The organism is Anaerosporomusa subterranea, assembly GCF_001611555.1.
In the GTDB taxonomy this organism is placed as follows: domain Bacteria; phylum Bacillota; class Negativicutes; order Sporomusales; family Acetonemataceae; genus Anaerosporomusa; species Anaerosporomusa subterranea.
In genome coordinates this window covers 172872-184842 of sequence record NZ_LSGP01000017.1, presented here as the reverse complement: position 1 = coordinate 184842, position 11971 = coordinate 172872, and the positions used below count along the sequence as shown (strand labels likewise).

13 protein-coding genes are annotated in these 11971 nt (G+C 47.1%); 8 read left to right on the top strand and 5 right to left on the bottom strand.

What is annotated here, in order from left to right:
- The first annotated feature begins 37 nt into the window (after positions 1–37).
- Positions 38–1354, top strand: a complete 1317-nt coding sequence (locus AXX12_RS08405) for a lipase family protein (protein ID WP_066240902.1) — start codon at positions 38–40, stop codon at positions 1352–1354.
- A 427-nt stretch (positions 1355–1781) separates the two neighbouring features.
- Positions 1782–2603: a ZIP family metal transporter gene (locus AXX12_RS08400; RefSeq protein WP_066240899.1), complete on the top strand. Its 822-nt coding sequence runs from the start codon at positions 1782–1784 to the stop codon at positions 2601–2603.
- Between the two features lie 333 nt (positions 2604–2936).
- Here the strand turns inward: AXX12_RS08400 and AXX12_RS08395 are convergent, their stop codons facing one another.
- Both AXX12_RS08395 and AXX12_RS08390 read right to left on the bottom strand, forming a co-directional pair.
- Positions 2937–3632: a GGDEF domain-containing protein gene (locus tag AXX12_RS08395; protein WP_066240897.1), complete on the bottom strand. Its 696-nt coding sequence runs from the start codon at positions 3630–3632 to the stop codon at positions 2937–2939.
- Positions 3622–4386 (bottom strand): ATP-binding protein, encoded by a 765-nt coding sequence (locus AXX12_RS08390; RefSeq protein ID WP_066240895.1) that lies wholly within the window; start codon positions 4384–4386, stop codon positions 3622–3624. The genes AXX12_RS08395 and AXX12_RS08390 overlap by 11 nt, the downstream gene beginning before the upstream one ends.
- Before the next feature lie 161 nt (positions 4387–4547).
- Here AXX12_RS08390 and AXX12_RS08385 point away from each other — a divergent pair, with 161 nt between their 5' ends.
- From AXX12_RS08385 to AXX12_RS20005, 3 genes are all read left to right on the top strand, one after another.
- Positions 4548–4949, top strand: a complete 402-nt coding sequence (locus tag AXX12_RS08385; protein ID WP_066240893.1) for a helix-turn-helix domain-containing protein — start codon at positions 4548–4550, stop codon at positions 4947–4949.
- A gap of 70 nt (positions 4950–5019) precedes the next feature.
- Positions 5020–6249, top strand: coding sequence for a multidrug effflux MFS transporter (locus AXX12_RS08380; RefSeq protein WP_066240891.1), 1230 nt, complete (start codon positions 5020–5022; stop codon positions 6247–6249).
- A 481-nt stretch (positions 6250–6730) separates the two neighbouring features.
- Positions 6731–6853, top strand: a complete 123-nt coding sequence (locus tag AXX12_RS20005) for a hypothetical protein (protein ID WP_269448395.1) — start codon at positions 6731–6733, stop codon at positions 6851–6853.
- A gap of 89 nt (positions 6854–6942) precedes the next feature.
- Here the strand turns inward: AXX12_RS20005 and AXX12_RS08375 are convergent, their stop codons facing one another.
- Positions 6943–7833, bottom strand: coding sequence for a LysR family transcriptional regulator (locus AXX12_RS08375; RefSeq protein WP_066240890.1), 891 nt, complete (start codon positions 7831–7833; stop codon positions 6943–6945).
- A gap of 96 nt (positions 7834–7929) precedes the next feature.
- Here AXX12_RS08375 and AXX12_RS08370 point away from each other — a divergent pair, with 96 nt between their 5' ends.
- From AXX12_RS08370 to dapF, 3 genes are all read left to right on the top strand, one after another.
- Positions 7930–8310: a CidA/LrgA family holin-like protein gene (locus tag AXX12_RS08370; protein ID WP_231881843.1), complete on the top strand. Its 381-nt coding sequence runs from the start codon at positions 7930–7932 to the stop codon at positions 8308–8310.
- Positions 8304–9005, top strand: a complete 702-nt coding sequence (locus AXX12_RS08365) for an LrgB family protein (protein WP_066240888.1) — start codon at positions 8304–8306, stop codon at positions 9003–9005. Before AXX12_RS08370 ends, AXX12_RS08365 begins: the two co-directional genes overlap by 7 nt.
- A gap of 199 nt (positions 9006–9204) precedes the next feature.
- Positions 9205–10071, top strand: coding sequence for a diaminopimelate epimerase (gene dapF, locus AXX12_RS08360; RefSeq protein ID WP_066240886.1), 867 nt, complete (start codon positions 9205–9207; stop codon positions 10069–10071).
- Positions 10072–10335: 264 nt separating this feature from the next.
- Here the strand turns inward: dapF and AXX12_RS08355 are convergent, their stop codons facing one another.
- Positions 10336–10722 (bottom strand): VOC family protein, encoded by a 387-nt coding sequence (locus tag AXX12_RS08355; RefSeq protein ID WP_066240883.1) that lies wholly within the window; start codon positions 10720–10722, stop codon positions 10336–10338.
- A 43-nt stretch (positions 10723–10765) separates the two neighbouring features.
- Positions 10766–11728, bottom strand: coding sequence for a sugar kinase (locus AXX12_RS08350; protein WP_066240880.1), 963 nt, complete (start codon positions 11726–11728; stop codon positions 10766–10768).
- Positions 11729–11971 lie beyond the last annotated feature (243 nt).

The following is an 11971-nucleotide window of genomic DNA, read 5'->3' as shown; positions in this document are numbered from 1 at the left end:
ATTTATACTAGGTAACACTACAGGTGGGGTTTTAGAAATGAAACGATTTTTACTATTGCTGCTTTGCAGCTTGATGCTATATGCACCAACAACTGGTCATACTGAAGCGAAGTCAGAATATGAGACAGCCTATAAACTGTATATTGCAGCCGGCGCCAGCGCTGCCGCCTACAACGATAGGACCGGCGCTCTGGCTAGCCGCTATTTACAGCAAGATGGCTGGAAAATTAACCACTACGTACAGGATCAAGGACACCCTGGTCCGCGTTTTCTTATCGCCAACAAAGAAGGTGCAGACGGCAAAGACATATATATTGTTGCGATTGCTGGTACAGAAACTACAGAAGATATAAAGCAGAATCTTAAGGTAGAAAAAGTGTATTTTGCCGGCGCCGCGCCGGAAGAGTTTGTCGCCAACGCTGCCAAAAAGGATGTCCCGGATACACAGCCAAAAGTTCATCGCGGCTTTAATGAGTTATGGCAGGCTGGGCCGACTGCAAAACTACGCAAAGTAAGCGACGTCTCCCTGATCTCACTGCCTGACCTACTTGCTAATAATAAAGACTATACCTTGTATCTCACCGGCCACAGCCTAGGTGGTGCAGCAGCTACACTGGCTGGCGCCGGGCTCATCAGCATGGGAGTAAATCCTGAGCAAATCGAAGTCATCACCTTCGGTGCTCCCGCAGTAGGTAATGACGCCTTCTCCAGCCAATATGAGCCGGTTCTCAACTTGACACGTGTGGTCATAGACGGCGATCCGGTAACCGGCGTACTGCAAACCATATCCGGCGGTTATACACAATTTGGCCGGGAAATAAAATGGACCATACCGCCCACGCTTGATGAACCGCATAAACTAGTTGGCTATGTGGATTTAGCAATTAAAAACTATTATGATAAACGGCAGCAAGCGATTAACGACGGCGTTGAGCTGCCCACAGAGAATATTAAAACAGCCGGTGGAGTTTATATTGCCTCGCTGAACAACAACCTCTCTAGTACTCCGGAAAAAGACTTTTGGTATATGCGCGAAGCGCTTTGGGATGAATACCGAAAAAAACTGCCTGAATATGTAATTGAAAGTAAAGATAGCGGCGGTAGCTGGCGAGAAAAGGCCATCGCTGCCGGTTGTCGCTGGGCGATCGTTCCTGAGGTTAGCTCTATGACGCTAAAACAAGAAAAAAATATATATCATGTTAATTTAACGCAGACTGTCTATGAGGTAGCCAGCGGTGCTGTCGTCGATGTCGCCATTTACTCAGCGGCAACGTACAACCTAACCCCATTAGAAGCCTTTATCCATTCTTTGAGAGAAATGACTTCCGAACAAGTCATATGGCTTAAAAAGTAACAAATAAGAAAAGCCAGGCGACGGTCTTTGGGGAAGTACAGGGCACCATTCCACAGAGGACGCAGAGTGATAAAGAGGACACAGAGGACTAAGGTTTAGGGCCAGCCATAGCTGGCAAAATAGACACTACTCCTCTGCGACCTCTGTGTGACCTCCTTTCCTCTGTGGAAATGTAACCTCGTCTGTTTCACAACTTATAAAGTAAGACTTGATTCAGGTGGAGTTTTAACTCCATCTGAATCTTAGTCGCACTTATTTCGAGCTACAGCCTGTTAATCCCTGACCTAAGAAGGCGGGGTCTTATAGGCTGTGCGAAGGATAAATTCTATAGCTTTGAGAAAATCGTTCAAACGACTTCTCTACATATACTATTTCTTATATACTAAGATATAGGATTAGTTTCGTCTTAGAAAGGAGTCTCTGAATAATGATCGAATGGCTATCTGCGCTTCCACCCACAATTCAAGCATTGATGGGAACCCTATTTACCTGGGGTGTTACTGCTTTAGGCGCGGGATTGGTCTTTTTCTTTAAGTCGATTAATAAAACGGTGCTGAATGGCATGCTCGGTTTTGCTGCCGGTGTTATGATCGCAGCCAGTTTCTGGTCACTTTTGGCACCAGCTATCGAAATGGCTGAAGGCTTGGGCCAAACGGCTTGGATCACTGCAGCGGTTGGCTTTTTAGCTGGAGGCGCTTTTTTGTGGCTTGTCGATATCACCTTGCCACATTTACACATGGGACTTGAGAAAGACAAGGCAGAAGGTATTAAGACCAGTTGGCAAAGAAGCATCCTCTTGGTGCTTGCCATTACACTACATAATATACCAGAAGGCTTAGCGGTTGGAGTTGCCTTTGGCGCAGTCGCGTTTGACTTGCCGTCAGCCTCTCTGACAGGGGCGGTCGCTCTGGCTATTGGTATCGGACTGCAAAACTTCCCTGAAGGCGCCGCGGTTTCTATACCATTGAGGCGAGAAGGCTTTAGCCGGACCAAAGCATTTCTCTATGGTCAGGCATCCGGTATTGTTGAGCCCATCGCCGGGGTCATCGGCGCATTTGCCGTCGTTTCGATGCAACCCGTGCTGCCCTATGCGTTAGCGTTTGCCGCAGGCGCAATGATTTATGTTGTGGTGGAAGAACTCATCCCAGAAGCACAGCATAATGAGGGCGGCACCGCCACCAATGTTGCGACAATTGGCTGCATGATCGGATTTACCATCATGATGATTTTGGATGTTGCACTGGGGTAGAACTGTAGACAGCCCTTGCATTCCCTGATCCTGGCGAATCGCACCGTCGATGCCTGGTAGTAACCAGTGGTTAGCGTTACCGCTGCTCGCTTGAGCTTTAGCATACACATACTCTATCAGCAAGAAGCCCTCTGGGACTGCCCGATGGCTTCTTGCTATTTGTAATGGCATTGTAAATACAGAGGGCGTATCAATTCATCTCACCCCCGGTATCGACAGAAAGCGAGTAACAGCAATCAATGACCCTCTTACGTTTTGTTAGAATCAGAATTACAAACAATCGGCTGAAATAAGGGGTTGTGAAACGTATTGATAACCGTTTCACAACCCCTTTCAGCATATCTCAATTGAGTTTTTGATTTGTTTGGCTTTTGATAACAAGCAATCCGCCTGATTCAGTACCTGGTCAGGAGTCATCTGCTTTTTAATCTCTATCAGCCCGGCGCTGATCGTAACTTCGCGGATAACCGGATCGTCATGAATTTGCTCCCGGATACGTTCAAGGACCAGCCTGCCTTCCCCTGCGCTGCTTCCATGAAAGATGAAAACAAACTCGTCTCCGCCCCAACGCATGACACTATCATGCAATCCCAGATTTCTCCTAAAAATATTGCTTATCCTCACCAGCACCTGATCGCCGGTATTATAGCCGGCAGTGTCATTGATGTGCTTAAAATTGTCAACATCAACTAATGCTAATACTGAATACTGCTCAAATTCCCTGACCAGTTGCAATTCCTCTGTCAGCCGCCGGTTAAAGCGCCTCCGGTTGCCAAGACGTGTGAGCGGATCAGTATCTGCTTCCCGGTAAAGTGCTTGCACCATATTTCCGGTCACCAGGCCAAGCATTCCGATGAACAGCATAATCAGCCAGCCAAGCAGTCTTTTCATTTGAGGCGGGAAAAACAAATACTCCTGCGCAAGGCAAACGCCGCCTCCCACGATTATGCCTGCCAGGGCAAAAATAGACCGTGCATGCTGATAGAGCCAATAGGGGGCTTCTGGTGAACGCCACTGGTTATTCTCCATTGTAAGACTCCTTGCGCTGTTGCCAAACAGGAAATACTGCTCTGACAGTTGTTCCTGCACCGATAGTTGAAGTGATCTGCATCCGCCCCTGGTGCCGTTTAATAATGCTGAGCCCGACCGTCAATCCGAGGCCGGCATTACCGCTTTTTGTCGTATAGAACGGAGTGAAAATCTTCTTTATCTGTTCCGGCGGTATGCCGCTGCCCTCATCCCGGACAAATAAAACCACTTTATTTTCCTTACTGCTTGTGCCAATTGCCAGCCTGCCGCTGCCAGACATCGCTTCCAGGCTATTGCGCGCCAGGTTTATGATCAACTGCTGCATTTCTTCCCTATTCGCCGCAAGCAGCGGCAGTCTGTCGCTGAGATATAGCTCGGCGGCAACTCCATGCTGAATAGCCTCTGCCTGAATCACAGGAAATAGTTTGCTCAGTATTTGATTCAAATCCTGCGGACTCTTCTCAGTCGTCGTATTTCGCACTAATGATATCAGACTGCTGGTTATTGCTTCGATATCTTCCACTTCCCGCAGCATGAGGTTGAGGGCCTCACGTGTGCAATAGGCAGGATTGCGCTGGTAGACCTGCAGGTAACCCTTGATAACGGTAAGCGGATTCCTAATGCCATACGCCAAACCGGCGGCGATTTGCTCTACTGCGTCCAGCCGGTGACTGTGGCAAAAACCGGCTGCCCTTTTCCCTGACAGCTTGCTATTCCCTGGCTGTATATACTGATTGTTCGTCGTTGACCGCATCAGAACAGTTCCCCTTTCCACCACTTCTGCAAATGCTTCTTGTGCCAATATGACACTATTTCAGCACTCACTTCTGTTATTCCTGCCGTTACGAGCCTTTTTGACACAATATTTGAACTGTTTGCCCAGGCACGTTATCGTAGTGGTAAGGAGAGTGACTCATGGAAACTCTGGGCGATAAAATCAAACAACTGAGAAGTAAGTTGACGCAGGAAGAATTGGCTTCCATCCTTCAGGTAGACCGTTCAACCTTAGCCTCTTGGGAGATCAATCGCAGGGAACCCGATATCAGGACGCTCTGCCGGTTAGCAGCCCTTTTTAAGGTAAGCGTTGACTGGCTGGTAGGTTATACACCAGACCCAGGGCATTCATCAGAAGCAGGGACTGGCTTACTGCAGGAGAACGCAACCCATTACCAGACAGTTGAAGATGCAGCTTGGCATAAGGTAATAGATACTGCCAAATATTACGGATTAAAACCGGATAATGTACTTCAGTTGATTGAAGTAAACGCAAAAATAGTATTAGCTGTAAACCCTCCCGCAAAGAAAAGAACTCCGTGATAATCATGGAGTTCTTTTTCGAATAAAAGCTGAGTCACATCCACTTGAAGATAGGAGCAACAATTATCATATGAATCTTACAGCCAGCAAGCCGGCAGCGACCGCTGACCAAAAATCCCGCTCATCCGTTTTGCGGCTGGTACTTATCTTAGGTTCATTATCTACCTTTGGACCTTTATCCATTGATATGTATCTGCCTGCACTACCCAATTTATCGGAAGATCTTCATGCCAGCACATCACTGGTGCAATTAAGCCTGACAGCCTGTTTGCTGGGCATTGCACTGGGGCAAATTTTCGCCGGACCGGTCAGCGATGTACACGGACGGCGTGGTCCCTTGCTCATCGGCCTTGCCGCGTATGTGATATCTTCCTTGTTATGTGCTTTTTCGTTCAGCATCGAGTTATTTTTACTGATGCGATTTATTCAAGGATTAGCCGGCTCTGTTGGTATCGTTATTTCACGCGCCTCTGTGCGTGATCTCTATTCCGGCACTGAAATGACACGCTTTTTCGCTTTATTGATGCTGGTTAACGGTGCTGCGCCGATATTAGCGCCCATCTTCGGCGGACAGATTCTCCAATTTACGTCGTGGCGCGGTGTTTTTCTGGTGTTGGCTGCCATTGGGATTTTTATGTTGCTTGCCGTATTTTTCGGTCTGCATGAAACACTGCCCGCTGAACGGCGTTCGCGAGGCGGTATTGCCAATACACTGAAAACCTTCCAGACTTTATTGAAAAACAAGACTTTCATCGGCTACGGACTTAGCCAAGGCTTTGCTTACGCCGCTATGTTTTCCTATATTTCAGGTTCCCCCTTTGTCATTCAAAACATTTACGGTGTTTCGCCGCAAATGTTCAGTGTGTTTTTTGCCATTAATGGACTGGGAATTATTTTCGCGGGGCAAATTACCGGACGCCTGGCCGGACGGATACCCGAAAAGAACTTGCTGGCAACCGGTCTAACTCTTGCCTTTTTAGGCGGTATATCATTGCTGGCAATGATTCTTGCCGGTGGCAGCCTGATTACCATCTTAGTCCCACTGTTTTTTGTTGTTTCCAGTGTCGGGATTATCGGAACCAGCAGTTTTTCACTGGCAATGCAGGAACAAGCAAAAGCAGCAGGCAGCGCGGCTGCACTCCTTGGTCTCTTATCTTTCATCTTAGGCGGCGTTATGGCGCCTTTTGTGGGAATTGCCGGGAGCTTTTCCGCCTTGCCGATGGGCATGATTATTGCATCATCGGAAACGGCCGCCGTATTATCTTACCTGATGTTGGTCAAACGCCAGCCTTCATCATAAATGTAGACTTGCTTCAGGTGGAGTTTTAACTCCATCTGAAGCTTAGCCGAAATTTAGACTGAGGCTCGAAATCTATGATTTCGTTAAGCCGAAGGCTCCCTTTAGGGGATTCGAGCTACGGCCTGTTATCCCGACCTAAGAGGGCGGGGTCTTACAGGCCGTGCGAAGGATAACCATTCTGAGGCGTCCCAAACCGACAACCTCTTATGTCGAATCTCTACTATGTAAAACACCCATGACCTACCATTAGCAAGGTCGGTCATAGGTGTTTTCTTTTTATTACGTGCTATCTCCTATCTTGTCAACATTTCACCGCTATGCCACGCGATATTTTCCCCCTGAAATGAAATTTTTCTTATAGCCCAGACGCATGAAGCCTATATATAGCAAGTATTTTATTATTTCCGCCCTCCGCTGTACACTAAGGCCATAGAAACTAACTGGAAGAAAAGAATGGTTTTAGCGAAGGGAGGGACAAAGAATGTTTTATCTGATTTTTAATTGGAATGGTCAGCTACTGGTGCCCACTGATATTCAAATGGATAATTTGTTTTTTACCGGCACTGTTAACCGGCCAATACCGCTGAATGCAAATTGTGTCTGATTCGATCAAGACGCCTTACATCTGCTGTAATTCTGATTTCAGAAGCTAATGATGTGCGGTATTGCCATCATTAGCTTTTACTACTACTATCAGATTTGTTTACTAAAATAATTCTTTGTAAGTCGCAGCCATTCACGCGCTGCAAATGAAATATACCTGTCTTTCTTCCATATAATCGCCAAATTCCATGGTATGATGGGGTCATTCATGGGGATAGTTACGAATCGCTGCGGATCTAATTCTTTGCATATTGTTTCCGGTAGTAATGCGATCCCTAGTTTGGCGCCCACCATTTCAACAATAAAATCCCATTGCGAGCTTTGGCAGGCTATCCGCGGCATAAATCCATTTAGCTGGCACTGCCTAAGAATATGATCAAATAAAGAAAAGTCCTCCCGGTATAAAACAAAAGATTCATTGCTAAGCATAGCTAAGGTCAGACTAGCGCTTTGCGCTAATGGATGGTCATGATATAAAACGACACGCAAAGGCTCATTGACGAAAGCGAAGGTTTCGAAGTCGTCCCTGGTTGCAGGGAGGGCAACTACCCCCAAATCCAGAGTTCCGTCCTGAACAGCCAATTCTATTTGCTTGGCGCCTTCCTCAATTAATTTAAGGTGAATCAGTGGATAGGCTTGTCTAAACTGAGCGATAGGCTTTGGGAAAAATCTCGACCCAATCATTGGCGGCAGACCGATAGTCAGCTCCCCTCGTTTCAGGTCAATTACATCAGACAACTCGCTGGCAAGATTTTTAAATTCAACAACGACACGCTGGACGCGTTTAAACACTGCTTCACCGGCATCAGTTAATTCTACCTCCCGGCCTGAACGTTCCAGCAGAGTTACGCCCAACTCGTTTTCCAGGGTTTTGATCACTTTACTGATAGACGGCTGACTAACGTGAAGCATTTGTGATGCCTTTGTGAAGCTTTTTTGGCGGGCAACCTCCAGGAAGTAGGTCAAATGCAAAATATCCATTGTTTAACCGCCTTTTTTAGTGTTTCCACATTCATACACTCTATATATAACAAAGATAATCCTATTTCCTGCAAAAAAATAAGGAGCGTGATCGCGATGATGATGAAATTTTATAAAACAGTACTGCAAATAGCCGCGTTAAGCTCCTTAAGCTGGCTTGGTAACACGTTGGCCCAGATGCTGCATCTGGATATGCTGGGAAATATTATCGGCATAGCAATTCTCTTGCTACTATTAGAGCGAAAGCTGCTGCCGCTGAGTTGGATCGAAACAGGAGCGAACTTTCTGATTGCCGAAATGCTGCTCTTTTTTATCCCTTCCGCCATTGGCATCATCCAGTTTAAAGACCTGCTTAGGCAGGAGTCGCTGGGTCTAATGCTTGTTATCGTGTTCAGTACCGCGCTGGTAATCGTCTTTGTAGGCCTGGCAACCGAATTGGTAAGCCATTACCGGAAAGCCAGGAACGAACTATGTTAGTGTTATTTGGCGTGTTACTGACAATTGCCGTTTACTGTATGTCCAAACGGCTGTATCAAAAATCTGCAAACCTGATATTTTCGCCATTGCTGGTTTGTCCGTTGATTGTGATTGCCGTTTTAACCGTGTTTCAAATTTCCTATGAAACCTATAACAGCGGCGGACAGCTTTTAAGCATGATGCTGCAACCGGCGATGGTGGCTCTGGCAGTTCCTGTGTATAAGTACCGATCAATACTAAAAACCTATATCGTAGAAATTTTAATCAGTGTCACCGTCGGATCCATTGTTGCCATTATTACATCAATGGGAGCCGCTAAGCTGCTGGGCATGAACTCACACATGATCAGCAGTCTAGTGCCCCGATCCATTACCACGCCAATGGCAATGAATGTTTCACAACTGCTCGGCGGCGATCCGGCAATAACAGCGGTTCTGGTTATTGTATCCGGATTGACCGGGGTTCTATTAACCTCAGTGCTGCTCAAATGGACGCCGGCGGGAAGTCCTATTACCAAGGGGATGATGTTCGGAGCATCTGCTCATGGCACCGGCACTTCAAGAGCTTACGAGCTTGGTTCGCTGGAAGGCGCTATCGCCAGTCTTGCCATGGTTTTTATGGGCATTATTACGACAGTAATCGCACCCGCACTAGTGCCTTTTGGCTTCCATCTTCTCAGCAGATTTTCGTCTTGAACAGCATAACATTCAGACCTCATCCACTCCTGCGACACAAGAAAGTTGCAGGAGTTTTCTATTAATCTGGGAATTATACCTATCAGATAGCTCTGGCTGAAAAGTTAATATCTGAGGCAGACTATGCATGCTCCCATCTGCTGCACGGAACAGTGCACGGCAGTTTCACTAATCTGGTAAATTTTAGGAGGACAGCTTAATGAAATTTGATTATTTTAAGTATCATGGCTTGGGAAATGACTATATTGTAATTGATCCTCAAAACGCCGACATTTCTCTTGAACCGGAAATAATTCGACTCATCTGTCACCGTAATTTCGGAGTGGGTTCAGACGGCATATTGTACGGACCGATTATTAAAGGCGAGGATTTGCAGCTAAGAATATTTAATCCGGATGGAAGTGAAGCAGAGAAAAGCGGCAATGGGATCAGAATATTTTCCCGCTATCTTTTTGATGCCGGCTATCTTCATTCCAACCAATTTCAGCTTGAAACTCTCGGCGGCAGAGTGTATGTTGAGTTACTCGACGCAACCGCCGGTGAAATCCGGGTAGATATGGGGACTGTCACTTTCTTTAGCGCTGAAGTACCCGTTTCCGGCCCACCCCGTCAAGTGATTAACGAAGAGCTAACGATCAATGGACGTTCGTTCAATGTGACTTGCCTTTCGATCGGGAACCCTCACTGCGTCGTGCTACTTGACGATATTTCCAGGGAATTAGTAGAAGAGATCGGTCCTATCATTGAAAACCATGCCCTTTTCCCTAACCGAATCAATGTTCAATTGCTAAAGGTGCTTGACCGTAACAATATTCAAATCGAAATATGGGAGCGCGGCGCCGGCTATACACTAGCTTCCGGCAGCAGCAGTTGCGCCACAGCCAGTGCGGCGTATAAGCTTGGCCTGGTTGCTGAAGATATCAATGTGCACATGCCCGGCGGCGCGATCAATGTGAAGATTGGCCAGGACGGTCACGTGCGTATGACCGGTTCTGTCACAGCAGTATGCAAGGGTGTATTCATGGACGATCTGGCCGCACAAATCAGGGACCTGTCCGGCCTATAAGCTAGTCACGCAAACAGATAAGCTAGCATCTGGCTTTGCTTACAAGATTTTTAAGCTAGTTGATCGCCTCCCAACAGGTTGCTGAAGGCTAATTGAACAAGGGTAGCGTAAATCTCCTCTTACGAGTGTTTATGCGCTACCCCTTTTTATACCAAGACTTTGCTCTTCAGTCATAAGTGCGACTAAGATTCAGATGGAGTCAAAATCCGTCTGAGTCTTAGTCGCACTCTATGTTATGTATACGTGGTTGTGGCGGTCTTGTGCTTACGCTCTAGGATCGACTGCCAGCACTTGGGCAACTGATTCCCCTGTCGCTTGCATCAGTTCAATACAAAGCCCGTCCGGCAGGGTAATCCAGTTCCGACCTTGCGGCATTTGGCTCACGCCCCAGGTATATACCTCGTCGAGAGCTGCTTCCAAATCCTCAACCATGATCCCAAGATGAGCCATTCGCCCCTCAGGTCCGGCAAAACCAGGATCGGATACGAGTTGCGGACCACCGAACATCCACACCTGTTTTGGCTGTTCGACAGGACCGTCAATCTTCCGGATAGTCATGCCCAGGGCTTCCTGAAAGAAACGAACGTGCCAGTGAATGTCTTTGACGTGAATTGCGGCATGCTCCAAATATGACTTTTTCTGATAAGCCATCGCTATCTCTCCTTTCTATACACAAAAGAATACGTTAAAGAAACTAGGCCTGCTGGACGTTTTCCTGGAGAAATCCCAACAGCCTGCGGCGATCAGGATAACCCTCGACATCACCGCGGACTCTGACTGCCATCGAACCAATCGCAGTTCCACGCCTGACACATTCCTGCAGCGGCAGTTCTTCCAGCAAACCAGAAAGCACGCCGACAGCAAAGCCGTCGCCAGCGCCAACCGTATCAACAACGACTTTAACCGGGAATCCTTGTTGATAGCCAGTTTCAATTGTACCGTCTGGAAAGCGGTGAGAAAAATAGGCGCCATCTGGTCCATTTTTCATGACGACATACTGGTTTCCTATCGAGTGGAAGAATTCGGCCACTGTATTCCAGTCAGACGTACCGATGAGAATCCGTGCCTCAGCAATGCCAGGAAGAATTAGGTCTGAGCGTTCTGCTATGCGCAGCAGCGTTTTACGCGCCTCAGCCTCTGACCACAACTGAGGTCGGAAATTTGGATCAAAGGAAACGATCATGCCGTGGGCCTTTGCCATCTCAATCGCTTGTAATACTGTGGTACAACAGGATTCGCTAAGGGCGGGGAAGATGCCTGTGATATGTAGAACCTTCGCACTCTCGAAATAATCGTCAGACAGCAGCGCTGCCGTCATTTTGCTGGCTGCCGAATTCTTGCGGTAATAGTACACTCTGGGATCGCCTGCTTGGTTCAATTCTTTAACCAGCAATCCGGTGGGATCGTCCTCCGCGAAAACTACCTGCGATGTGTCAACCCCTTCACCGCGGATTGTATTTCGAATATAACGACCAAAGGGGTCTTCACCGAGAGCGCTTATCCAACCGACATGATGTCCCAGCCTAGCCAGCCCGATAGCAACATTCGATTCGGCGCCTGCAATCTTGCGTGTATAGTTTGTGACAAATTGCAGAGAATCTGTTTGATCAGCCACCATCATAACCATGCTTTCACCGAGGGTAATTAGGTCTGGCATACGTTTCACTCCTTGCGGCACTAGTTTACGAATAGCTTCATTGCATTGACGGTTTTGTAAAATTGATTATTCAAATAACAATAAGTATTTATTCGACAGATAGTACGCAAACCCTTGGATTAACCGACAACAACTAATTCTCCGCCGCCATTCTGGCTAAATTTTAGTAGAAAGTTGTGAAAAAGCCGTGTTTTCTCCAGACCATCAGCTAATATATTTACCAGGGATTATGATAGCAAGAAC

What these genes read in the sequence shown, in the direction of transcription:
- AXX12_RS08380 (WP_066240891.1), top strand. Translation starts at nt 5,020, where the DNA reads ATGAATCTTACAGCCAGCAAGCCGGCAGCGACCGCTGACCAAAAATCC.
- AXX12_RS08385 (WP_066240893.1), top strand. Translation starts at nt 4,548, where the DNA reads ATGGAAACTCTGGGCGATAAAATCAAACAACTGAGAAGTAAGTTGACG.
- AXX12_RS08390 (WP_066240895.1), bottom strand. Translation starts at nt 4,386, where the DNA reads ATGCGGTCAACGACGAACAATCAGTATATACAGCCAGGGAATAGCAAG.
- dapF (WP_066240886.1), top strand. Translation starts at nt 9,205, where the DNA reads ATGAAATTTGATTATTTTAAGTATCATGGCTTGGGAAATGACTATATT.
- AXX12_RS08350 (WP_066240880.1), bottom strand. Translation starts at nt 11,728, where the DNA reads ATGCCAGACCTAATTACCCTCGGTGAAAGCATGGTTATGATGGTGGCT.
- AXX12_RS08405 (WP_066240902.1), top strand. Translation starts at nt 38, where the DNA reads ATGAAACGATTTTTACTATTGCTGCTTTGCAGCTTGATGCTATATGCA.
- AXX12_RS08395 (WP_066240897.1), bottom strand. Translation starts at nt 3,632, where the DNA reads ATGGAGAATAACCAGTGGCGTTCACCAGAAGCCCCCTATTGGCTCTAT.
- AXX12_RS08370 (WP_231881843.1), top strand. Translation starts at nt 7,930, where the DNA reads ATGATGATGAAATTTTATAAAACAGTACTGCAAATAGCCGCGTTAAGC.
- AXX12_RS08400 (WP_066240899.1), top strand. Translation starts at nt 1,782, where the DNA reads ATGATCGAATGGCTATCTGCGCTTCCACCCACAATTCAAGCATTGATG.
- AXX12_RS08375 (WP_066240890.1), bottom strand. Translation starts at nt 7,833, where the DNA reads ATGGATATTTTGCATTTGACCTACTTCCTGGAGGTTGCCCGCCAAAAA.
- AXX12_RS20005 (WP_269448395.1), top strand. Translation starts at nt 6,731, where the DNA reads ATGTTTTATCTGATTTTTAATTGGAATGGTCAGCTACTGGTGCCCACT.
- AXX12_RS08365 (WP_066240888.1), top strand. Translation starts at nt 8,304, where the DNA reads ATGTTAGTGTTATTTGGCGTGTTACTGACAATTGCCGTTTACTGTATG.
- AXX12_RS08355 (WP_066240883.1), bottom strand. Translation starts at nt 10,722, where the DNA reads ATGGCTTATCAGAAAAAGTCATATTTGGAGCATGCCGCAATTCACGTC.